This is a genomic window from Pseudomonas sp. KH_040, from assembly GCF_057839305.1.
In genome coordinates this window covers 969,381-991,840 of the sequence record NZ_CM174487.1, presented here as the reverse complement: position 1 = coordinate 991,840, position 22,460 = coordinate 969,381, and the positions used below count along the sequence as shown (strand labels likewise).

Genomic DNA, 22,460 nt, shown 5'->3' with positions numbered 1-22,460 from the left:
CAAGCCTCTAAGTCGCTCCTTGCAGTAGCGAAACGTACTCGGCTTGAAGAAATACTCAGGCGCATTGGAAAGATTATCTACTGTCATAAATTACAGGTTTGCGGTGAGCTTCATATCGAATTGAAATAAGCCATTGAGTCAAGCATTCATCTGCTTATGAAACCAAAAAACCGGGCCGTTACTGGTGATAATCACCATTCTTGTACCTGGATTTTTGGTGAATGAACCGGCTCCATAGCGAGCACGCTCGCGCCTACAAAGGGAACGCGTCCCAAATGTGGGAGCGAGCCTGCTCGCGAAGAACGATAACGCGGTCTCAGGTCTGCGGATCAACCCGATCCAGCGCCCGATTCACCGCCAACTCGGCCAGCATAATGATCTGCTGAATCGCCAACGCCGTATTACGCTCGGGCCGGCCCAGTTGATCGGCAAAGTTACCGGTTAACGTGTTCGCCGACGCCAGTGATTCACAGGCATGCGCCAGCAGGCTTTCGGTGTCGATGTTTGGCTGGATCAGGAACATCGTGCTGGGTTGCCGGGGCTTGACCGGGTCGGGGCTGAGATAGAAATCCAGGGCGCGTTTGATGGCTTCGCGGGTTTTGATCTGGTCGTCGGCGCGGATGGCGTCTTCGAGTGGGGTATCGAGGGGTGGGTCAGGTATCAATTTATCCATGGAAAATTTCCTTATTAACTGACGCCATTCATTTCCGATCTCACTCGAGAAATGAGGTGGCAACTATGTACGGAGTGAGATTACCGGTAAGGAAACCAACCCGGCCGGACAAAGTCCGCCCGTACATAGCCGCCATAAAAACTGCTGACAGCATGAGCTGGCGGCGATTATGGGGTGGCTTGTGCAGGTTTCCAAATTCAATAACCGGGAATCTCACCTCCCGATCGCCGAGTCTTCAGCGACGCCCAAAGACTAGAGAGCCCACGTCCGACGGACAACCTGAAAACCTTGTGGGAAGGTTCTGGTTATCTGACACAGATTTAAACAGCCAAAAGCCAACCCTCACCCTAGCCCTCTCCCAGAGGGAGAGGGGACTGACCGTGGTGTTTGGGAGAGTTACGCCGACGTGCGATTGCCGTGTTGAACTCAGATTCTGAAACAGATCAAAAGCCCCTCACCCTAGCCCTCCCGAAACGTCGGACCGCCCGCAGGGAGAGGGGACTGACCGAGTTGTTTGGGAGAGTTACGCCGACGTGAAATACCGAGTCGAACTCAGATTTTGAAATGCCCAAAAATCGGCTCCCTCTCCCTCGGGAGAGGGCTGGGGTGAGGGGTAGCCACAACACAAATCAACAGCCGAACACCGCTTGGCTCTTCACCACTCAACAGGATGAGCGTTAGCTCGGCTGCAGCTCTTGATCTGTAGGGCGACGTCGGAAGGCTGAGTGGAGGGATTGATCCGGGCGAGGGAGCGCAGCGACCGTTTGGCGCAGCCAAACACAGCGAGAGGAGGTGCAGCGAAGCAAACCGTAGGCGCTGCGCCCGGATCGATCCCGCAGCGAAGGAACCCCGAGCCCTAGCGAGCGGGCCGTACGTAGGAGCAAGCGTTTTTGGTTACTTTTGAGGCGTTTGTCAAAAGTGACCCGCCGTAAGGGCGGAACCCTAAGCAGCCGTTACCGCAGCAACGGATATACACACAAGTGCTAGATATGCCGAGATAGACGCTTCAACAGGAAAAACGATATTTCCGCCCCCCCCCCGCCCCAGCTACTCTTCCACGATTACCACAGCCGATTCCCCGGGGACCCCATGCCAAGATCCACCCTAAAACCGCTCTTGATCTCCCTCGCACTAACCGCCATAGCCCCGATCGCCAACGCCGCCACAACCCTGGTCTACTGCTCCGAAGCCAGCCCCGCCGGCTTCGACCCCAGCCAATACACCAGCGGCACCGACTTCGACGCCTCCGCCGAAACCGTCTTCAACCGCCTCACCCAATTCAAACGCGGCGGCACCGACATCGAACCCGGCCTGGCAACAAAATGGGATATCTCCCCGGATGGCCTGCAATACACCTTCCACCTGCGCCAAAACGTAAAATTCCACACCACCGACTACTTCACTCCCACCCGAGACTTCAACGCCGACGACGTCCTCTTCACCTTCCAGCGCCTGCTCGACCCGGAAAACGCCTTCCGCAAGGCCTACCCCGCCGAATCCCCCTACTTCACCGACATGGGCCTCAACACCACGATCAAATCAGTAGAAAAACTCGACGAGCAAACCGTGCGCTTCAACCTCAACAACGTCGACGCCGCGTTCGTGCAAAACCTCGCCATGAGCTTCGCCTCCGTGCAATCAGCCGAATACGCCAACCAACTGTTGAAAGAAGGCAAAGCCGCCGACCTCAACCAGAAGCCGATCGGCACCGGCCCATTCGTGTTCAAGCGCTACCAGAAGGACTCACAAATTCGCTACGCCGCCAACACGGCCTACTGGAAACCCGAAGACCTCAAAATCGATAACCTGATTTTCTCCATCACCCCGGACGCCGCCGTGCGCCTGCAAAAACTCAAGGCCGGCGAATGCCAGGTCAGCGGCTACCCACGCCCGGCCGACATCGAAGTGATGGAAAAAGACCCGAACCTGCGCGTGCTCAAACAGGCCGGTTTCAACCTCGGCTTCCTCGCCTACAACACCACCCACGCGCCACTCGACCAGCTCAAAGTGCGGCAGGCGTTGGACATGGCCATCGACAAACCGGCAATCATCAAAGCCGTCTACCAAAGCGCCGGCCAGTTGGCGCAAAACGCCTTGCCGCCGGCGCAATGGTCGTATGACCCGAACATCAAGGACGCACCCTACGACCCGGCAAAAGCACGGGTGCTACTGAAAGAAGCAGGGGTTGCGCCGGGTACAACCATCAACCTCTGGGCGATGACAGTGCAGCGCGCCTCGAACCCGAACGCGCGGATGTCGGCGCAGATGATCCAGCAGGATTGGGAGAAAATCGGCATCAAGGCCAACATCGTCAGCTACGAATGGGGCGAGTACATCAAGCGCGCGAAAAATGGCGAACACGACGCGATGATCTATGGTTGGACAGGTGACAACGGTGACCCGGACAACTGGCTTGGCGTGCTTTACAGCTGCGCGGCGGTAAAAGGCAGCAACTACGCCAAATGGTGCGATCCGGCCTACGACAAACTGGTGCAACAGGCCAAGTTGTCCACCGACAAAGCACAGCGGGTAAAACTGTATCAACAGGCGCAACTGATCCTTAAACAGCAAGTGCCGATCACACCGATTGCCAACTCCACGGTGTTTCAGCCGCTGCGCAAGGAAGTTACTGACTTCCGGATCAGCCCGTTCGGTCTAACCCCCTTCTATGGCGTGGGTATAAATAAGTAACACCGAGCCCCAAGGCGGCGCGCACAACGTGACCAACGCACCGTTTTGGGGCTTCATTTGCACCGTAAAAACCACCCGCAAACGGTCAAATGCGTCAGAAGTTATACAGATGCGACATTAAGGTACGTTCGTGCCACGCTTTGAGGCCGGCAGTCACTCTGGATCTTGCAATGGGTATGGCCCCTGCATAAGTATCCGCAGGCACGACTCACGAGGTCGTACCTCACAACTAAAAAATGACAACAAATCATGAGGCCAACATGCTTAAACACGCGGTCATTCCGTTTTTAGTCGGCGCAGGCTTGTTAGCCTCCGCACCTTTCGCATCCGCTGCGACTAACCTGGTGTTCTGCTCCGAAGGCAGCCCGGCCGGTTTCGACCCAGGCCAGTACACCACCGGAACCGACTTCGACGCCTCAGCCGAAACCATGTTCAACCGTCTGACCCAGTTCGAGCGCGGCGGCACCGCCGTGATTCCTGGTCTGGCGACCAAGTGGGACATTTCCGATGACGGCCTGACGTACACCTTCCACCTGCGTGAAGGCGTCAAGTTCCACACCACCCCGTATTTCAAGCCGACTCGTGAGTTCAACGCCGACGACGTACTGTTCACCTTCAATCGCATGATTAACAAGGATGACCCGTTCCGTAAGGCGTACCCGACCGAATTCCCGTACTTCACCGACATGGGGATGGACACCAACATCACCAAGATCGATAAAGTCGACGATCACACCGTCAAGTTCACTTTGAAAGAAGTAGATGCCGCGTTCATCCAGAACATGGCCATGAGCTTCGCCTCGGTACAGTCCGCCGAGTACGCTGCCCAGCTGCTCAAGGAAGGTAAGGCTGCCGACATCAACCAGAAGCCGATCGGCACTGGCCCGTTCGTGTTCAAGAGCTACCAGAAAGACTCCAACATCCGTTACACCGGCAACAAGGACTACTGGAAGCCTGAAGACGTGAAGATCGACAACCTGATCTTCGCCATCACCACCGACCCGTCGGTACGTATTCAGAAGCTGAAAAAGAACGAGTGCCAGGTCACCCTGTTCCCGCGTCCGGCCGACCTGAAAGCGCTGAAAGAAGACAAAACCCTGAAAATGCCTGACCAGGCTGGTTTCAACCTGGGTTACATCGCCTACAACGTGATGGACAAGGTCAAGGGCAGCAACGAGGCCAACCCGCTGGCAGACCTGCGCGTTCGTCAGGCGCTGGACATGGCCGTGAACAAGCCGCAAATCATTGATTCGGTTTATCAGGGCGCAGGCCAACTGGCCGTCAACGCCATGCCGCCGACCCAATGGTCTTACGACACCACCATCAAAGATGCCAAGTACGATCCTGAGAAAGCCAAACAGCTGCTCAAGGAAGCCGGCGTCAAGGAAGGTACCGAGATCGTGCTGTGGGCGATGCCGGTGCAGCGTCCGTACAACCCGAACGCCAAACTGATGGCTGAAATGCTCCAGTCCGACTGGGCCAAGATCGGCTTGAAAGTGAAGATCACCAGCTACGAGTGGGGCGAGTACATCAAACGCTCCAAAGGTGGCGAGAACCAGGCCATGATCATTGGCTGGAGCGGTGACAATGGTGATCCGGACAACTGGCTGAACGTGCTGTTCGGTTGCGACTCGCTCAGCGGCAACAACTTCTCCAAGTGGTGCGACAAGAAGTTCGACGGCCTCGTCAAAGAAGCCAAACGCACGACCGACCAGGCCAAGCGCACCGAACTGTACAAACAGGCGCAACACGTCCTCAAAGATGCAGTCCCGATGACACCTATCGCTCACTCGACGGTGTACCAACCCATGCGCGCCAACGTGCAGGATTTCAAGATCAGCCCATTCGGCTTGAATTCCTTCTACGGCGTCAGCGTCAGCAAATAAGGCACTGCAACGGCGACGTTTATAACGTCGTCGTTGTTTTACCTGCCGGGAAGTTAGGAAATTGCCTACAGCCAATTCCACTGTGGATTACCGCAGCGGTATAGGACGCGTCGCCTTTTCCTACGAGCTTTAAGGCATTTACGCATTTACTGCCAGAACCGCGGCCCCTACCGTCGGGTACTGACCAGTGTCTGCGTGGGCCACCGGTTTGCCGTACGCACTGGATTGAGCTCGATGCAGCCAAAACGTCTCCGGATGAGACGACGGCGCATTGAACAACACTAAAAAAGAGGGAGCGTCATGCGCCATACCTTGATTTATTCCGCATTGCTGGGGGCCGGCCTGTTGGCCGCCTCGTCCGCCAGTTTCGCCGCCAGCAAAAGTCTGGTGTTCTGCTCTGAAGGCAGCCCGGCGGGCTTTGATACCGCGCAATACACGACGGCCACCGATAACGACGCCGCCGAACCGATCTACAACCGACTGGTCGAGTTCGAAAAAGGCGCGACTAATGTCGTCCCGGGCCTGGCAACCACGTGGGATATTTCCGAGGATGGTCTCAAGTACACCTTTCACCTGCGTGAAGGTGTGAAATTTCATACAACGCCGTACTTCAAGCCGACCCGCGACTTCAACGCCGACGACGTGTTGTTCACGTTTAATCGCATGCTCGATGCACAGCAACCTTTCCGTAAGGCTTATCCCACCGAATTCCCGTATTTCAACGGGATGAGCCTGAACAAGAACATCGCCAAGGTCGAGAAGACCGGGCCGCTGACCGTGGAGTTCACGCTCAACAGCGTCGACGCAGCGTTCATTCAGAATATCGCCATGAGCTTCGCCGCCATCCTGTCCGCCGAATACGCCGACAAACTGCTGGCCGAAGGCAAGCCAAGCGACATCAACCAGAAACCGATCGGCACCGGGCCGTTCGTGTTCAAGAGTTATCAGAAAGACTCGAACATTCGTTACACCGGTAATAAACATTACTGGGATCCGAGCCGGGTCAAACTCGACAACCTGATCTTCGCGATCAACACCGACGCCTCGGTGCGCGTGCAGAAGCTCAAGGCTGGCGAATGCCAGATTACCCTGCATCCGCGCCCTGCCGATGTTGAAGCGTTGAAGGCCGACCCGAAACTGCAACTGATTTCCAAACCGGGTTTCAACCTCGGCTACATCGCCTATAACGTCCGCCACAAGCCCTTCGACCAGCTCGAAGTGCGCCAGGCGCTGGACATGGCGGTGAATAAACAAGGAATTCTCAACGCTGTTTATCAGGGCGCCGGTCAACTGGCCGTCAACGCCATGCCGCCGACCCAGTGGTCCTACGACGACAGCATCAAAGACGCCGCCTACAACCCGGAAAAAGCCAAAGAGCTGCTCAAGGCTGCCGGCGTTAAAGAAGGCACCGAGATCACCCTGTGGGCGATGCCGGTGCAGCGCCCGTATAACCCGAACGCCAAACTGATGGCCGAAATGCTCCAGGCGGACTGGGCCAAGATCGGTCTGAAAGTGAAGATCGTCAGCTACGAATGGGGCGAGTACATCAAGCGCACCAAAAATGGCGAGCACGACATCAGCCTGATCGGCTGGACCGGTGACAACGGGGATCCGGACAACTGGCTCGGCACGCTGTACAGCTGCGATGCCATCGGCGGCAACAACTACTCCATGTGGTGCGACCCGGCTTACGACAAGCTGATCAAACAGGCCAAGGTCGTCACCGACCGCGACCAACGCACCGTGCTCTATAAACAGGCCCAGCAATTGCTTAAACAGCAAGTGCCGATCACGCCTGTCGCCCACTCGACGGTCAACCAGCCGTTAAGCGCGAGGATCGAAGGGTTCAAAGTCAGCCCGTTCGGTCGCAACGTGTTCTCGGGTGTCGGTATCGATTAAACCAGATGATTAGCCGCAACGCTGGGGGGCGCTGTCTAGCCCCTCACGCAAGCGCTTTGCCGAAATTCGCCAATCCGGCTTTTTGCAAACGTTTGCGATGTGTGAACGAGTTCTAAACCAATAACCGGCATACCAAAAAAAGCCGGCATAAAAAGAAAGTAAAGGAGCTTCACCCATGAAACTGAGCAGCACCGCGATACTGGCTCTGGCCATCAGCAGCGTCACCGCCACGGCGTACGCAGAAACCCAAAGCCAGGCGTTCACTCCAGTAACCGTCAACGAGAAGAGCGCCCAGGCCGAGGCCACCGGCTTCCTCGAAGGTCAATCGATCAGCGGTTCGACCCGCAACTGGTACGCCAACGAGCAACTCAAGCGCGGCGGCAAGTTCGCCTATCGCAAGAACGGCCAATCGACCGAAACCGACCGCCGCATCAACTGGGTGCAAGGCACGATCATCAAGTACAACTCGGGCTTCACCGAAGGTACTGTCGGTTTCAGCACCGAAGTGGCGGCCTACAACGCCATCGCTCTTGAGCGTGACCGCGAGAACCTCGCCTCCAACAACGGCGGCGCACCGGGCACTCGTCCAGGCGCAGGCAACAACCGTACGCTGACCAAAGAAGGCGGTGACGCTCAAGGTCAATGGAGCAAAGTGGGCCTGGCCAACATCAAGGCACGTATCTCCAATACCACCCTGACCGCCGGCCGCATGAACTTCAGCAGCCCGCAGGTCGACGTGATCGGCAACCGTCCGCTGCCGTCGAGCTTCGAAGGTATCGCGATCCACAGCGAAGAGCTGAACAACCTCTCGTTCGACCTGGCAACGTTCGACCGCGTCTCGCCTCGTACCGAAGAGAGCCTCAGCAAGTTCCGCTCCGAATACGGCAACATCGACGCCGAAGCTGACCACGTGAATACCGCCGGTATCTCGTACCAGCCGTTCGCCAGCCTGACCACCAGCCTGTGGGGCACCCAGGCTGAAGACCTGTGGAACCAGTACTACTTCGGCGCCACCCACGTGCTGGGTGACAGCTCGATCCTCAGCCTGACCACCGGCCTGAACTACTACAAGACTGTCGACGAAGGCAAAAAACTGCTGGGCGACATCGACAACGACACCTACTCGCTGTCGTTCGGCCTGACTCACCTGGCACACACCCTGACCTTCTCCTATCAGGAAGTGAACGGTAACGAGTACTTCGACTACCTGCACGAAACCAACGGTATCTACCTGGCCAACTCCCTGCTCTCGGACTTCAACGGCCCGAACGAGAAGTCCTTCCAGGTTTCCTACGGCATCAACATGGCCGAATACGGTGTACCGGGCCTGAAGTTCAACATCTACCAGGCGCGCGGCTGGGGCATCGACGGCACTCACTACAAAGGTGGCGGCTACGACGGTGTGCAATCGATGGACGGCGAGCACCACTATGAATACGGCATCGGTGCAACCTATGCCGTACAGAGCGGGCCACTCAAAGCCACCACGATTCGCGGCACTTACACCGCTCACCGCGCCAGCGAAAACCAGGCCGACGGCAGCATCAACGAGTTCCGTCTCGTGACCACGATTCCATTCAACATCCTGTAAAAAACGCCAACCGACGGCTGACTCATGATGAGTCGGCCGTTCGGTTTTTTGTCTTCAACCGATTGCAGAGGGTTATCGATGAAAATGCTTCCCCTACGTGCGGCCATCGCGGCTGCGTTGCTGAGTGTCGCTGTTGGCGTCTCGGCCAAACCCTTGGTGGTCTGCACCGAAGCCAGTCCGGAAGGCTTCGATATGGTCCAGTACACAACTGCAGTCACGGCGGACGCTGTGGCCGAAACCATCTTCAACCGCCTGGCTGACTTCAAGCCCGGCACCACTGAAGTGATCCCGGCTCTCGCCGAGTCCTGGGACATCAGCGAAGACGGCCTGACCTACACGTTCCACCTGCGCAAAGGCGTCAAGTTTCACACCACCGAATATTTCAAGCCGACCCGCGACATGAACGCCGACGACGTGGTCTGGAGCTTCCAGCGTCAACTGGACCCGAATCACCCGTGGCACAAACTGTCGAGCGTGGGCTTCCCGTACTTTGAGAGCATGGGCTTCAAGGAACTGCTCAAAAGCGTAGAAAAAGTCGACGACAACACGGTCAAATTCACCCTGACCCGCCGCGAAGCACCGTTCCTGGCCGACCTCGCGATGGCGTTCTCCTCGATCTACCCGGCCGAATACGCCGATCAGTTGCTCAAGGCGAACAAGACCGGCGACCTCAACAACAAGCCGATCGGCACCGGCCCGTTCATCTTCCAGCGCTACGCCAAGGATGCGCAGGTGCGCTTCAAGGCCAACCCGGAGTATTTCCGTGGCAAGCCGCCAGCCGATGCGTTGATCCTGGCGATCGCCACCGACAACAACGTGCGCCTGCAGAAGCTCAAGGCCAACGAATGCCAGATCGCGCTGTATCCAAAACCGGATGACATCCCGAGCATCAAGAAAGACGCCAAGCTCAAGGTCGATGAACTGAACGCGATGACCGTTTCGTACATCGCCATGAACACCCAGCACAAATACATGAGCGACGTGCGCGTGCGTAAGGCGATCGATATCGCCTTCGACAAAGCCGCTTACGTCAACGCGCTGTTTGGCCCGGGCAATGCGACCGTCGCGGTCAACCCGTACCCGGACACGCTGCTGGGCTACAACCACGACCTGAAGAACCCGCCACGCGACCTCGACAAGGCCCGCGCCCTGCTCAAGGAAGCCGGGGTTCCGGAAGGCACCGTGTTTACCCTGTTTACCCGTAACGGCGGTGGCCCGACCAACCCCAACCCGATGCTCGGCGCACAAATGATGCAGGCTGACCTGGCGAAAGTCGGGATCAAGATCGACATTCGCGTGATGGAATGGGGCGAAATGCTCAAACGCGCCAAGGCCGGTGAGCACGATATGGTGTCGGCCGGATGGGCGGGCGACAACGGCGACCCGGATAACTTCCTGACGCCTATGCTCAGTTGCGAAGCTGCCAAGAACGGCGAAAACTACGCGCGCTGGTGCAACGAGAAATTCCAGGCACTGCTCGACGAAGCACGGGCTAAAGTAGATCCGGCCGAACGCGCGAAACTCTACGAGCAGGCTCAGGTCCTGTTTAATCAGGATCAACCGTGGATCAGCATGGCCCACACCCGGATGTTTACTGCAATGCGCAACAACGTAGAGGGCTATCACATCAGCCCTCTCACCACTAATAACTTCGCCACCACCCAGGTGAAGTAGATAAGAAACTCCCGGTGTTCCTGACCCCAGGGACACCGGGCACGCCTAACCGGCTGATGAGGTACCACACAAGATGTTTAGTTTTATTGCCCGCCGACTGGGGTTATTGATCCCCACGTTTTTCGGCATCACCTTGCTGACTTTCGCGTTGATTCGCATGATTCCGGGCGACCCCGTGGAAGTGATGATGGGCGAACGTCGGGTCGACCCCGAAATGCACGCTCAGGCAATGGAACGCCTAGGTCTGAACAAGCCACTGTATGCCCAGTATCTGGACTACATCGGCAAACTGGCTCAAGGCGACCTCGGCGAATCCCTGCGTACGCGTGAAAGCGTATGGACCGAGTTCACCTCTCTCTTTCCGGCGACTTTGGAACTGTCCATGGCCGCCCTGCTGTTCGCCGGCATTCTCGGTCTTCTGGCCGGGGTGATTGCGGCACTCAAGCGAGGATCGCTGTTCGACCACGGGGTGATGGGCATCTCCCTCGCGGGCTATTCGATGCCGATCTTCTGGTGGGGCCTGATCCTGATCATGTTCTTCTCGGTGAGCCTGGGCTGGACCCCGGTTTCCGGGCGGATCGATTTGCTCTATGACATCGAGCCGCGCACCGGTTTCATGCTCATCGACACGCTGCTGGCCGATGACGTCGGCGCGTTCTTCGACGCGCTGCATCACCTGATCCTGCCAGCCATCGTGCTCGGCACCATTCCGCTGGCAGTGATCGCGCGGATGACCCGTTCGTCGATGCTTGAAGTGCTGCGCGAAGACTACATCCGCACCGCCAAGGCCAAGGGCCTGTCGCCGTCGCGCGTGGTGTTCGTCCACGGCCTGCGTAACGCGCTGATTCCGGTACTCACCGTGGTCGGTCTGCAAGTCGGCACCCTGCTGGCCGGTGCGGTCCTGACCGAAACCATCTTCTCCTGGCCCGGCATCGGTAAATGGCTGATCGAAGCCATCGGCGCCCGGGACTACCCGGTTGTGCAAAACGGCATCCTGTTAATCGCCTGCCTGGTGATTCTGGTCAACTTCGTAGTGGACATCCTCTACGGCTTTGCCAACCCACGCATCCGTCATCAGCGCTGAGGTCAATAACCATGAGCACTCCAACATCCTCAGTAGCCACCGCCGCCGCCAACGCGGATCAAAGCCTGCTGTACCCGTCGCCGTACAAAGAATTCTGGCAAGCCTTCTCGAAGAACAAGGGCGCAGTTGCCGGCCTGCTGTTCATGCTGCTGATCATTTTCTGCGCGCTGTTCGCGCCGTGGGTCGCGCCGCATAACCCGAGCGAGCAATACCGTGACTTCCTGCTGACGCCGCCGGCATGGCTGGAAGGCGGCCAGATGCAATTCCTGCTCGGCACCGATGAACTGGGGCGTGACCTGCTGTCGCGTCTGATCCAGGGTTCGCGCCTGTCGTTGCTGATCGGCTTGTCGTCGGTGGTGATGTCGCTGATTCCGGGGATCCTCCTCGGTCTGTTCGCCGGGTTCTTCCCGAAGATGATCGGCCCGACCATCATGCGTCTGATGGACATCATGCTGGCCCTGCCGTCGTTGCTGCTGGCTGTGGCGATTGTCGCCATCCTCGGCCCTGGCCTGATCAACACCGTGATCGCCATTGCTGTGGTTTCGCTGCCGTCCTACGTGCGTCTGACCCGTGCCGCCGTGATGGGCGAACTGAACCGCGACTACGTGACCGCCGCGCGCCTGGCCGGTGCCGGTCTGCCACGTCTGATGTTCATCACCGTGCTGCCGAACTGCATGGCGCCGCTGATCGTTCAGGCAACTTTGAGCTTCTCCTCGGCGATTCTCGATGCCGCCGCACTGGGCTTCCTCGGCCTTGGCGTACAACCGCCAACCCCTGAGTGGGGCACCATGCTGGCCTCGGCCCGCGACTACATCGAACGCGCCTGGTGGGTAGTCAGTCTGCCTGGTTTGACCATTTTGCTCAGCGTGCTGGCAATCAACTTGATGGGCGACGGTCTGCGCGATGCGCTGGACCCGAAACTCAAGAACGCCGCCTGAGGAGATTCCCATGTCACTGCTAGAAATCAAGAATCTCAACGTTCGCTTCGGCGACAAGACCGCGACCCCGGTGGTCGACGGCCTCGACCTGAAAGTCGACAAAGGCGAAGTACTGGCCATCGTCGGCGAGTCGGGTTCGGGTAAATCCGTGACCATGATGGCGCTGATGGGCCTGATCGAGCATCCCGGCATCGTCACCGCCGACTCGCTCAGCTTCGACGGCAAAGACATGCTCAAGCTGAGCAACCGTCAGCGTCGGCAAATCGTCGGCAAAGACCTGTCAATGGTCTTTCAGGACCCGATGACCGCGCTGAATCCGAGCTACACCGTCGGTTTTCAGATCGAAGAAGTGCTGCGCCTGCACCTGAAAATGTCCGGCAAGCAAGCGCGCAAACGTGCGATCGAACTGCTGGAAAAAGTTGAAATCCCGGGCGCCGCGAGCCGTATGGACGCCTACCCGCACCAACTGTCCGGCGGTATGAGCCAGCGTGTTGCGATTGCCATGGCGATTGCCGGCGAGCCGAAACTGCTGATCGCCGACGAACCGACCACGGCTTTGGACGTGACGATTCAGGCGCAGATCATGGATCTGCTGCTGGCGTTGCAGAAAGAACAGAACATGGGCCTGGTGCTGATCACTCACGACCTCGCGGTCGTGGCGGAAACCGCCCAGCGCGTCTGCGTGATGTACGCCGGTCAAGCCGTTGAAGTCGGCCAAGTGCCGCAACTGTTCGACATCCCGGCGCACCCGTACAGCGAAGCGCTGCTCAAGGCGATTCCCGAGCACAGCCTCGGCGCCTCACGCCTGTCGACTCTGCCGGGTATCGTCCCGGGCCGCTACGACCGTCCGCAGGGTTGCCTGCTGTCGCCGCGCTGCCCGTACGTGCAGGACAGCTGCCGCACGCAGCGTCCAGGCCTTGATCCGAAAAGCAACAGCCTCGCGCGCTGCTTCTTCCCGCTGAACCAGGAGGTGGCGTAATGGCCGTCGTACTTACCGCCCGCGACCTGACCCGTCACTACGAAGTCTCCCGTGGTCTGTTCAAGGGCCACGCGACCGTGCGCGCACTCAACGGTGTGTCGTTCGAACTGGAAGCCGGCAAGACCCTCGCCGTGGTAGGCGAGTCGGGCTGCGGCAAATCCACCCTCGCCCGCGCTTTGACGCTGATTGAAGATCCGTCGTCCGGATCCTTGAAAATCGCCGGCCAGGAAGTCGCCGGCGCCGACAAAGCCCAGCGCAAGCAACTGCGCAAAGACGTGCAGATGGTCTTCCAAAGCCCATACGCCTCGTTGAACCCACGGCAGAAAGTCGGTGACCAGCTCGGCGAACCGCTGCTGATCAACACCAACCTCTCCGCCGCTGAGCGTCGCGAGAAAGTCCAGGCGATGATGAAGCAGGTCGGCTTGCGCCCTGAACACTATCAGCGCTATCCGCACATGTTCTCCGGCGGTCAGCGTCAGCGTATCGCCCTGGCCCGGGCGATGATGTTGCAACCGAAAGTGTTGGTGGCGGATGAGCCGACTTCGGCACTGGACGTGTCGATTCAGGCGCAGGTGCTGAACCTGTTCATGGATCTGCAGCAGGAGTTCAACACCGCTTACGTGTTCATCTCGCACAACCTCGCGGTGGTGCAACACGTGGCCGATGACGTGATGGTGATGTACCTCGGTCGCCCGGTGGAACTGGGGCCGAAGAACGACATCTACGAGCGTCCGCTGCACCCGTATACCCAGGCGTTGCTGTCGGCAACCCCGACCATTCACCCGGATCCGAACAAGCCGAAAATCAAGATCGTCGGCGAACTGCCTAACCCGCTGAACCCGCCGCCGGGCTGTGCTTTCCACAAGCGCTGCCCGTATGCGACCGAGCGTTGCAGCACGGAAGAGCCAGCGTTGCGCCAGCTCGACAGCCGGCAGGTGGCTTGCCACTACGCCGAGCAGTTCCTCGACGGCGCGGCATAAGCAAATCTGGAGAGCGACACGAAACCTGTAGGAGCTGTCGAGTGAAACGAGGCTGCGATCTTTTGATTGTCAGAATCAGAATCAAAAGATCGCAGCGTGCCGCAGCTCCTACAGGGATCATGTTTATTCAGGGATAAAGTGTTGAGCAAACCCCTTCCACCTCGATTGCGCATCAGTCGAGGCAGAAGGGGTTTTCTTTTGCCTGCGATTTATGTCTGGCTATCGCCTTCGTCGTCCGGATCATCAGGGTCCGGCTCATCGGTGGTCGAGTCGTCGTCATCGGCGCTGCCACCCTGCCCCTGATCGCCCGGCTCGGATTCAGACTTGGCGAGCATCAAACCGCTATGCCCCACCTGTCCGTTGAACGCCTGGGAATCATGATCCTCGCACTCGGCCCAGGCCGTCGCGGTGCCGAGGGACAGCATGACCATCACTTTCAACAGTAATAAAACCCGTAGCAATCTGCTTTTCATAGCCGACTCCATCCATTTTCAGGTGAGACATTCGTGCCTGACTGGCGCTGTGTGAAATCTAGTTCCGATCCATCGGGTTCACCAGATAGGACGCTAACGAGCGCGCAGAAATGCCCTCGACAGACAGAATGCTTTCGAATAATGCCAATAGCCGGATCAGCTAAGCGACCGGGCGCACGCGCGTGGCCTGCCAAGTCAGCGGGATGGAAATCAACACCATCAGCGCACTCGCCAGCCACACACTGTGGCCCCCGAATTGACCATACAACTGGCCACTGAGCACCGGTGACAACAGCGCACTGGCGCTCCAGCTCATAAAGAACAGGCCGAAGTACTGACCGCTTTTGCCGCCTAGGGCAAAACGCATCGCCAGCACATTCAGCGGCGGCATGAAAAACGCCTCGCCCAAGGTCCAGATCAGCGTCGACAGGCAGACGTAAAACAGCCCGGAACCGAACGGCAACATGCCGAGCCCGCAGGCCAGCAACACACTGCCGAGCAGCATTTGTCGACGCATGCCCCATCGCTCGCCCCAATGCGACAACGGAATCTGCAGGGCGATCACCAACAACGCATTGAGGCCAAACTGCCAACCGATCGCTTCGGTGCTCAAGTGATAGTAATCACGCAGATAATTGCCCAGGGTGCTGTAGACCGTGTCGAACGCGATGCCAAGCACAGCCGTCGCCGCCAGCAACCAGAGGAACGGTTTGTCGCGATACGGCCCCCCGGAACCTGCGTCATCCGTGGGCCTTTCGTCATTGATCAGCACTGGACGCTGCCACGTGGTGCGGACAAACCACAGCAAGGCCAGCAACGTCATTGCCGCACTGGCGAAAAATACCCAGCGAAAATCAGCCTGCGCCAAAACCCCGCCCGCCCCCCCGGCAGCGGCCATCCCGAGGTTGCGCGCCACCCGGCTCAAGGCCTGCGCACGCGAGCGCTGCGCCACCTCGCAATATTCCATGATCAGGCGCTGATGCAGCGTGCGAATGGCCCCATCGAGGGTTCCGCTGAGCAACAACAATGCCGCCAGCAACGGCACCTGCGTCACCAGCCCCAGCAGCAACAGCACCCACACCGAAACAAAGAACAACGCCGCCGTCAGCCGCGCCGTGCGCACATGATCACTGAGCCAGCCACCGAGCATCGAACCGACCAGCAAACCCGCACCGTACGCCGACAGCAACCAGCCAACCGTCTCGATCGCCAGCCCCAGCTCCTGACGCAGGTACAGTGCCATGAACAGCTTGACCATGCTGCTCAAGCGATTGATGAACAACAGCGCCGCGAGCACCCAGGCCATTACGCTGAAATAGCCGTTCAGTCGTAGCAAGTGAGTCAGGCGACTCGTCATTCCCTTGACCTCTCAAAGCGACTTGCGTGGAGCTGGAACACTAACGGCCAGCAGGCTGGTTGTCGCGTTCGAGAACATCGAGATCACAAAAAACGGAGTCGTACTACAGCCATTGCGCACGATAAAACCGTGCCGAAGATCAAAAGCCCCTCACCCTATCCCTCTCCCAAAGGGAGAGGGGACTGACCGAGGTGTTTGGGAGAGCTACGCCGACGTGAAATACCGAGTTGAACGCAGGTTCTGAAACAGGTCAAAAGCCCCTCACCCTAGCCCTCTCCCGGAGGGAGAGGGGACTGACCGCGTGGGCTGGAAGAGATACGCCGACGTGAAATACCGAGTCGAACTCAGATCTTGAAAAGCCCACAAATCGGCCCCCTCTCCCTCGGGAGAGGGCTGGGGTGAGGGGTAGCCACAACACAAATCAACAGCCGAACACCGCTTGGCTCTTCACCACTCAACAGGATGAGCGTTAGCTCGGCTGCAGCTCTTGATCTGTAGGGCGACGTCGGAAGGCTGAGTGGAGGGATTGATCCGGGCGTGGGAGCGCAGCGACCGTTTGGCTCAGCCAAACACAGCGGGAGTAGGTGCAGCGAAGCAAACCGGAGACGCTGCGCCCGGATCGATCCCGCAGCGAAGGAACCCCGAGCCCCAGCGAGCGGGCCGCACGTAGGAGCAAGCCTTTTGGGTTACCTTTTCGGCGTTTGGAAAAGGTGACCCGCCGTAAGGGCGGAACCCTAAGCCGCCATCACCCAAAAAACGGATATACCCCCAAAACCAAAGCAAAAAAAAGCCCCCTAGGCACACACCGAGGGGGCTTCGGACAAACCAACTCAGAGCTTAGTGATGCTCACGCGTCGCGCGGAATTTCACATCCGGCCAACGCTCTTCCATCAACGCCAGGTTAACCCGCGTCGGCGCAAGATAGGTCAGGTGCCCACCGCCATCGACCGCCAGGTTCTCCACAGCCTTGTTGGAAAACTCCTCAAGCTTCTTCTTGTCGCTGCACTCAATCCAGCGCGCGGAGTACACAGTAATCGGCTCATACGAGCACTCAACCTTGTATTCCTCCTTCAAACGGCTGGCGACCACATCAAACTGCAGCACACCCACAGCGCCAAGAATGATGTCGTTGCTGCGCTCCGGGAAGAACACCTGCGTTGCACCTTCTTCGGCCAGTTGCTGGAGACCCTGACGCAACTGCTTGGATTTCAGCGGATCACGCAGGCGCACACGACGGAACAGCTCCGGCGCAAAGTGCGGAATGCCGGTGAAACCGAGGGTTTCACCTTCACTGAAGGTGTCGCCAATCTGGATGGTGCCGTGGTTGTGCAAACCAATGATGTCGCCGGCAAAGGCTTCTTCAAGCTGCTCACGCTCGGAGGAGAAGAACGTCAGGGCGTCGCCGATACGCACGTCCTTTCCGGTACGCACGTGGCGCATCTTCATGCCTTTCTCGTACTTGCCGGAGCAAATGCGCATGAAGGCGATGCGGTCGCGGTGCTTCGGGTCCATGTTCGCCTGGATCTTGAAGATGAAGCCCGAGAACTTCTCTTCCACCGGCTCGACGGTACGCTCGTTAGCGACACGGGCCAGCGGACGCGGTGCCCAATCAACGACGGCGTCGAGCACATGATCAACACCGAAGTTGCCCAGTGCGGTACCGAAGAACACCGGGGTCAGCTGACCGTCGAGGAATTCCTGTTGGTTGAATTCGTGGCAGGCACCCTGAACCAGTTCCAGCTGCTCGATGAAACGCTCGTACTCGTCGCCCAGATGCGCACGCGCTTCGTCGGAGTCGAGCTTCTCGATGATCTTGGTTTCGGTGCGTTCGTGACCGTGACCGGCGGTGTAGACAATGATGTAGTCATCGGCCAGGTGGTACACGCCCTTGAAGTCGCGGTAGCAACCGATCGGCCAGGTGATCGGCGCGGCCTTGATCTTCAGCACGGCTTCGATCTCGTCGAGCAGTTCGATCGGGTCGCGGATGTCACGGTCGAGTTTGTTGATGAAGCTGACGATCGGCGTGTCACGCAGACGGCAGACGTCCATCAGCGCAATGGTACGCGGCTCGACACCTTTACCGCCGTCGAGAACCATCAATGCCGAGTCCACCGCGGTCAGGGTGCGGTAGGTATCTTCGGAGAAGTCTTCGTGGCCCGGGGTGTCGAGCAGGTTGATCATGTGTTCGCGATACGGGAACTGCATGACCGACGTGGTAATGGAAATACCCCGTTGCTTCTCCATCTCCATCCAGTCGGATGTCGCATGGCGATCGGATTTACGGGATTTCACCGTACCGGCCACTGCAATCGCCTTGCCCATCAACAGGAGCTTTTCGGTGATCGTGGTTTTACCGGCATCGGGGTGGGAAATAATGGCGAAAGTGCGGCGTTTCGCGACTTCGGCGGCCTGGTTGGTCATGGGAAATCGCCTGGCGGTGATTCAAAAAAGGGCCGCGATTATAGCCCAACTCGATGCAATAACCGAACCGTTGAGCACATTAAGGGTGGCCAAATGCTGCCGCAGATGGGAACCTTTTGAAGCACGGAGACGTCCATCCCCTGTTACGAATTTTCGTCAGGGGCTGAAAAATCAGCAAGTTAGCCTGACGAGGCTGCGCTCATGGCTCGCTTTCAGACCGCTTTTTGCCGGTGCTGAGGGAGCTGCTTCTCGCGAACGTTTATTCCCGGCAGCCATGTATGGCATGCCACACGGGAGGGCGTTCGCCGACTACAAAAAAAGGAGTCCGCCTGTGGCTATCCGCTATGGCAAAGGGCTGATGGGAGGTGCGGTGGTGATCGCGCTCCTGGCCCTGCTGGTCCACTGGATCGGCATCAACACGATCGAACACTACCGCGACGATTTGTTGTTTTACCTGCAAGCTCATCTGATTCTCGTCCTCGCTTCAATGCTGGCCGCCCTTGTCGTGGGCATCCCCGCCGGCATCTTCCTCAGTCGCCCGACCATGGTCGGCCGCGCTGAACGCTTCATGCAGATCTTCAATATCGGTAACACCGTACCTCCCTTGGCCGTGCTCGCGATTGCCCTGGGCGTCCTCGGCATTGGCAGTGGCCCGGCGATCTTCGCTTTATTCCTCGCTTCGTTGCTGCCGATTGTGCGCAACACCTACGAAGGCCTGAAAAATGTCCAAGGCTCGCTGAAAGAAGCGGCCGTCGGCATCGGCATGACCCCGCGCCAAGTGCTGTGGAAAGTCGAATTGCCCAACGCTGTGCCGATCATCGTCGGTGGTGTGCGCGTGGCGTTGGCGATCAACGTCGGCACCGCGCCGCTGGCGTTCCTGATCGGTGCCAACAGCCTTGGCAGCCTGATCTTCCCTGGCATCGCCCTGAACAATCAGCCGCAACTGCTGCTCGGCGCCGCGTGCACCGCGCTGCTGGCCTTGCTGCTCGATGGCGTCGTCACCCTCGCCAGCCGACTCTGGCTGGAACGCGGTTTGCGCCCGTCTTAAGGCTATTGCGAAGGAATATTTATGAAACGACTTAGCTTGATGTTAGGCCTGATGTTGAGCAGTGCCCTGCTGTTTGCAGGCATCGCCCAAGCCGCTGAAAAACCGGTTATCCGCCTCGGCGCACGAGTATTTACCGAGCAGACCCTGCTCGCGGAAATCACCGCGCAATATCTGCGCAGCAAAGGCTACGACGCGCAGATCACCGGTGGTCTGGGCAGCAACCTCGCCCGCAGCGCCCACGAAAGCGGGCAGCTGGACATGCTCTGGGAATATACCGGCGTGTCGCTGGTGGCCTACAACCACGTCACGGAAAAACTCGACAGCGCCCAGTCCTACGCCCGGGTAAAAGAACTCGACGCGAAAAAAGGCCTGGTCTGGCTGACCCCGTCGAAATTCAGCAACACCTATGCCCTCGCCCTCCCTAAAAAGGTCGCCGAGGAATATCCGCAGATCAGCAACATCAGCCAGTTGAACGAAGTGCTGCGCGCCGAGGCCAAGACCAATCATCTGGTGGCGCTTGACACCGAGTTTGCCAACCGCTCCGACGGCCTGATCGGCATGGTCGATCTCTACGGCATGAACCTGACCCGCAAGAACATCCGCCAGATGGACGCGGGCCTGGTTTACACCGCGTTGCGCAACGGCCAAGTGTTTGCCGGTCTGGTCTACACCACCGACGGTCGCCTCAACGCCTTCGGCCTGAAACTGCTGGAAGACGACAAGCATTACTTCCCCGACTACACCGCCGCGCCGGTAGTGCGTCAGGCCTACCTCGACGCGCACCCGCAATTGGCCGAGCAACTCAAGCCGCTGGCCGAACTGTTCGACGACGAAACCATGCGCCAGCTCAACGCGCGGGTCGACGTCGATCACGAAAGCCCTTCGAAAGTGGCCGCCGATTTCCTGCGCCAGCACCCACTTAACTAAGGAGGAAAAGTCATGGAATTTCTGAACGCCTTTTCCCACCTCGACTGGCAGCAGGTGATGCACCTGACCTGGCAGCACATCACCCTCGTCGGCATTGCCGTGACCCTGGCGATTGTCGTTGGCGTGCCGTTGGGCATTCTGATGACGCGGTTTCCGACTCTCGCCGGCCCATTGCAAGCCAGCGCCACGGTGCTGCTGACGGTGCCGTCGATTGCCCTGTTCGGTTTGCTGCTGCCGTTCTACTCCAAGTTCGGCCAGGGCCTCGGCCCGATGCCGGCGATCACCGCCGTGTTCCTTTATTCACTGTTGCCGATCATGCGCAACACCTACCTCGCCCTCACTGGCGTGGAACCGGGTATCCGTGAAGCCGCGCGCGGCATCGGCATGACCTTCGGCCAGCGTCTGCGCATGGTCGAGTTGCCGATCGCCGTGCCGGTGATCCTCGCCGGCGTGCGTACCGCCGTGGTGATGAACATCGGCGTGATGACCATCGCCGCGACCATCGGCGCCGGCGGCCTCGGTGTGTTGATCCTCGCTTCCATCAGCCGCAGTGACATGTCGATGCTCATCGTCGGCGCACTGCTGGTCAGTCTTCTGGCCATTTTCGCTGACCTGTTTCTCCAATGGCTGCAACGCTCGTTGACTCCAAAAGGACTGCTCAAATGATCGAACTTCAAAACCTCAGCAAAACTTTCCAAAGCAACGGCAAAGACGTCAAAGCCGTGGACTCGGTAAGCCTGACCGTCAATGAAGGCGAAATCTGTGTGTTCCTCGGGCCATCGGGTTGCGGTAAAAGCACCACGCTGAAGATGATCAATCGCCTGATCAAACCGACCTCGGGCAAGATCCTCATCAACGGCGAAGACACCACCGACCTCGACGAAGTGACCCTGCGCCGTAACATCGGTTACGTGATCCAGCAGATCGGCCTGTTCCCGAACATGACCATCGAAGAGAACATCGTTGTCGTGCCGAAACTGCTCGGCTGGGACAAACAGAAATGCCACGACCGCGCCCGCGAGTTGATGAGCATGATCAAGCTGGAGCCCAAGCAATATCTGCATCGCTACCCGCGTGAACTGTCCGGTGGCCAGCAACAGCGCATCGGCGTGATCCGCGCACTGGCCGCTGATGCACCGTTGCTGTTGATGGATGAGCCGTTCGGTGCGGTCGACCCGATCAACCGCGAGATGATCCAGAACGAGTTCTTCGAGATGCAGCGCGCGCTGAACAAGACTGTGATCATGGTCAGCCACGACATCGACGAAGCGATCAAACTCGGCGACAAGATCGCGATCTTCCGCGCCGGCAAACTGCTGCAGATCGATCACCCGGACACGCTGCTCGCGCACCCGGCGGACGACTTTGTCAGCAACTTCGTGGGGCAGGACAGCACGCTCAAGCGTCTGTTGCTGGTGAAGGCAGAAGATGCGGCGGACAACGCACCGTCGGTGAGCCCGGAGACGCCGGTGGCTGATGCGCTGGAATTGATGGACGAGCATGACCGTCGCTACGTGGTGGTCACCTGTGCCGAGAACAAGGCGCTGGGTTATGTGCGCCGTCGTGATCTGCACCGTCAGACCGGCACCTGCGCGCAGTTCCTGCGTGAGTTCAATGCCACGGCAGCGTACGACGAACATTTGCGCATCCTGCTGTCACGCATGTACGAGTTCAATCGTTCGTGGCTGCCAGTGATGGATGCCGAACGGGTGTTCCTCGGTGAGGTGACGCAGGAGTCGATTGCGGCTTATCTGAGTTCGGGGCGTTCGCGTGGGATGAAGACCAGTATTGTCTCGCCGGCTGAGGCGGTGGTCGCCTGATTAACCGGTAAAAACACAA

The 22,460-nt window shown here is 58.6% G+C and carries 17 protein-coding genes; 13 read left to right on the top strand and 4 right to left on the bottom strand.

Annotated elements, in window-relative coordinates; all coding sequences use genetic code 11:
• Positions 1-316 precede the first annotated feature (316 nt).
• Entirely contained in the window at positions 317-673 is a 357-nt protein-coding gene (locus tag AC3IUF_RS04240) for a DUF6124 family protein (RefSeq protein WP_150650068.1), read from the bottom strand.
• A gap of 1,089 nt (positions 674-1,762) precedes the next feature.
• Here AC3IUF_RS04240 and AC3IUF_RS04235 point away from each other — a divergent pair.
• From AC3IUF_RS04235 to AC3IUF_RS04195, 9 genes are all read left to right on the top strand, one after another.
• The gene (locus AC3IUF_RS04235) at positions 1,763-3,364 is read left to right on the top strand and encodes an ABC transporter substrate-binding protein (protein ID WP_095114531.1); all 1,602 of its coding nucleotides are present in this window, start codon (positions 1,763-1,765) and stop codon (positions 3,362-3,364) included.
• A gap of 260 nt (positions 3,365-3,624) precedes the next feature.
• Complete coding sequence (locus AC3IUF_RS04230; RefSeq protein WP_095114532.1) at positions 3,625-5,250, top strand: ABC transporter substrate-binding protein; 1,626 nt, start codon at positions 3,625-3,627, stop codon at positions 5,248-5,250.
• 300 nt (positions 5,251-5,550) lie between these two features.
• Positions 5,551-7,149, top strand: coding sequence for an ABC transporter substrate-binding protein (locus tag AC3IUF_RS04225; protein WP_007917614.1), 1,599 nt, complete (start codon positions 5,551-5,553; stop codon positions 7,147-7,149).
• Between the two features lie 175 nt (positions 7,150-7,324).
• Positions 7,325-8,740 (top strand): OprD family porin, encoded by a 1,416-nt coding sequence (locus AC3IUF_RS04220; protein WP_007917616.1) that lies wholly within the window; start codon positions 7,325-7,327, stop codon positions 8,738-8,740.
• Positions 8,741-8,818: 78 nt separating this feature from the next.
• Positions 8,819-10,414: an ABC transporter substrate-binding protein gene (locus AC3IUF_RS04215; RefSeq protein ID WP_007917618.1), complete on the top strand. Its 1,596-nt coding sequence runs from the start codon at positions 8,819-8,821 to the stop codon at positions 10,412-10,414.
• A gap of 73 nt (positions 10,415-10,487) precedes the next feature.
• Positions 10,488-11,498: an ABC transporter permease subunit gene (locus AC3IUF_RS04210; protein WP_007917620.1), complete on the top strand. Its 1,011-nt coding sequence runs from the start codon at positions 10,488-10,490 to the stop codon at positions 11,496-11,498.
• A gap of 11 nt (positions 11,499-11,509) precedes the next feature.
• Positions 11,510-12,436 carry an ABC transporter permease subunit gene (locus AC3IUF_RS04205; RefSeq protein WP_414893475.1) on the top strand — a complete coding sequence of 309 codons (927 nt, stop codon included), beginning with the start codon at positions 11,510-11,512 and terminating at the stop codon, positions 12,434-12,436.
• Between the two features lie 10 nt (positions 12,437-12,446).
• Positions 12,447-13,415, top strand: coding sequence for an ABC transporter ATP-binding protein (locus AC3IUF_RS04200; protein WP_007917624.1), 969 nt, complete (start codon positions 12,447-12,449; stop codon positions 13,413-13,415).
• Positions 13,415-14,395, top strand: a complete 981-nt coding sequence (locus AC3IUF_RS04195; RefSeq protein WP_007917625.1) for a peptide ABC transporter ATP-binding protein — start codon at positions 13,415-13,417, stop codon at positions 14,393-14,395. The genes AC3IUF_RS04200 and AC3IUF_RS04195 overlap by 1 nt, the downstream gene beginning before the upstream one ends.
• Before the next feature lie 209 nt (positions 14,396-14,604).
• Here AC3IUF_RS04195 and AC3IUF_RS04190 read toward each other — a convergent pair whose 3' ends face one another.
• The 3 genes from AC3IUF_RS04190 to AC3IUF_RS04180 all read right to left on the bottom strand — a co-directional run bounded on the left by AC3IUF_RS04190 (position 14,605) and on the right by AC3IUF_RS04180 (position 18,646).
• On the bottom strand, positions 14,605-14,868 hold the full coding sequence (locus tag AC3IUF_RS04190) for a hypothetical protein (RefSeq protein WP_489280471.1): 264 nt from the start codon (positions 14,866-14,868) through the stop codon (positions 14,605-14,607).
• Positions 14,869-15,028: 160 nt separating this feature from the next.
• Positions 15,029-16,225 carry an MFS transporter gene (locus AC3IUF_RS04185; protein ID WP_489280470.1) on the bottom strand — a complete coding sequence of 399 codons (1,197 nt, stop codon included), beginning with the start codon at positions 16,223-16,225 and terminating at the stop codon, positions 15,029-15,031.
• Between the two features lie 837 nt (positions 16,226-17,062).
• Positions 17,063-18,646 carry a peptide chain release factor 3 gene (locus tag AC3IUF_RS04180; protein WP_007915312.1) on the bottom strand — a complete coding sequence of 528 codons (1,584 nt, stop codon included), beginning with the start codon at positions 18,644-18,646 and terminating at the stop codon, positions 17,063-17,065.
• Positions 18,647-19,004: 358 nt separating this feature from the next.
• Between AC3IUF_RS04180 and AC3IUF_RS04175 the strand changes: the two genes are divergently transcribed.
• From AC3IUF_RS04175 to AC3IUF_RS04160, 4 genes are read left to right on the top strand one after another with little or no spacing between them, the layout of a single operon-like run.
• Positions 19,005-19,694: an ABC transporter permease gene (locus AC3IUF_RS04175; protein WP_169844036.1), complete on the top strand. Its 690-nt coding sequence runs from the start codon at positions 19,005-19,007 to the stop codon at positions 19,692-19,694.
• A gap of 21 nt (positions 19,695-19,715) precedes the next feature.
• Positions 19,716-20,621, top strand: coding sequence for a glycine betaine ABC transporter substrate-binding protein (locus AC3IUF_RS04170; RefSeq protein WP_095114536.1), 906 nt, complete (start codon positions 19,716-19,718; stop codon positions 20,619-20,621).
• 12 nt (positions 20,622-20,633) lie between these two features.
• The gene (locus AC3IUF_RS04165) at positions 20,634-21,287 is read left to right on the top strand and encodes an ABC transporter permease (RefSeq protein ID WP_007915307.1); all 654 of its coding nucleotides are present in this window, start codon (positions 20,634-20,636) and stop codon (positions 21,285-21,287) included.
• Complete coding sequence (locus tag AC3IUF_RS04160; RefSeq protein ID WP_034154441.1) at positions 21,284-22,441, top strand: osmoprotectant ABC transporter ATP-binding protein OsmV; 1,158 nt, start codon at positions 21,284-21,286, stop codon at positions 22,439-22,441. The genes AC3IUF_RS04165 and AC3IUF_RS04160 overlap by 4 nt, the downstream gene beginning before the upstream one ends.
• The last annotated feature ends 19 nt before the right edge of the window (positions 22,442-22,460 follow it).

Coding starts and splice junctions, on each gene's coding strand:
- AC3IUF_RS04235 (WP_095114531.1), top strand. CDS start 1,763: ATGCCAAGATCCACCCTAAAACCGCTCTTGATCTCCCTCGCACTAACC.
- AC3IUF_RS04220 (WP_007917616.1), top strand. CDS start 7,325: ATGAAACTGAGCAGCACCGCGATACTGGCTCTGGCCATCAGCAGCGTC.
- AC3IUF_RS04230 (WP_095114532.1), top strand. CDS start 3,625: ATGCTTAAACACGCGGTCATTCCGTTTTTAGTCGGCGCAGGCTTGTTA.
- AC3IUF_RS04225 (WP_007917614.1), top strand. CDS start 5,551: ATGCGCCATACCTTGATTTATTCCGCATTGCTGGGGGCCGGCCTGTTG.
- AC3IUF_RS04210 (WP_007917620.1), top strand. CDS start 10,488: ATGTTTAGTTTTATTGCCCGCCGACTGGGGTTATTGATCCCCACGTTT.
- AC3IUF_RS04180 (WP_007915312.1), bottom strand. CDS start 18,646: ATGACCAACCAGGCCGCCGAAGTCGCGAAACGCCGCACTTTCGCCATT.
- AC3IUF_RS04185 (WP_489280470.1), bottom strand. CDS start 16,225: ATGACGAGTCGCCTGACTCACTTGCTACGACTGAACGGCTATTTCAGC.
- AC3IUF_RS04175 (WP_169844036.1), top strand. CDS start 19,005: ATGGGAGGTGCGGTGGTGATCGCGCTCCTGGCCCTGCTGGTCCACTGG.
- AC3IUF_RS04215 (WP_007917618.1), top strand. CDS start 8,819: ATGAAAATGCTTCCCCTACGTGCGGCCATCGCGGCTGCGTTGCTGAGT.
- AC3IUF_RS04165 (WP_007915307.1), top strand. CDS start 20,634: ATGGAATTTCTGAACGCCTTTTCCCACCTCGACTGGCAGCAGGTGATG.
- AC3IUF_RS04190 (WP_489280471.1), bottom strand. CDS start 14,868: ATGAAAAGCAGATTGCTACGGGTTTTATTACTGTTGAAAGTGATGGTC.
- AC3IUF_RS04170 (WP_095114536.1), top strand. CDS start 19,716: ATGAAACGACTTAGCTTGATGTTAGGCCTGATGTTGAGCAGTGCCCTG.
- AC3IUF_RS04160 (WP_034154441.1), top strand. CDS start 21,284: ATGATCGAACTTCAAAACCTCAGCAAAACTTTCCAAAGCAACGGCAAA.
- AC3IUF_RS04240 (WP_150650068.1), bottom strand. CDS start 673: ATGGATAAATTGATACCTGACCCACCCCTCGATACCCCACTCGAAGAC.
- AC3IUF_RS04195 (WP_007917625.1), top strand. CDS start 13,415: ATGGCCGTCGTACTTACCGCCCGCGACCTGACCCGTCACTACGAAGTC.
- AC3IUF_RS04200 (WP_007917624.1), top strand. CDS start 12,447: ATGTCACTGCTAGAAATCAAGAATCTCAACGTTCGCTTCGGCGACAAG.
- AC3IUF_RS04205 (WP_414893475.1), top strand. CDS start 11,510: ATGAGCACTCCAACATCCTCAGTAGCCACCGCCGCCGCCAACGCGGAT.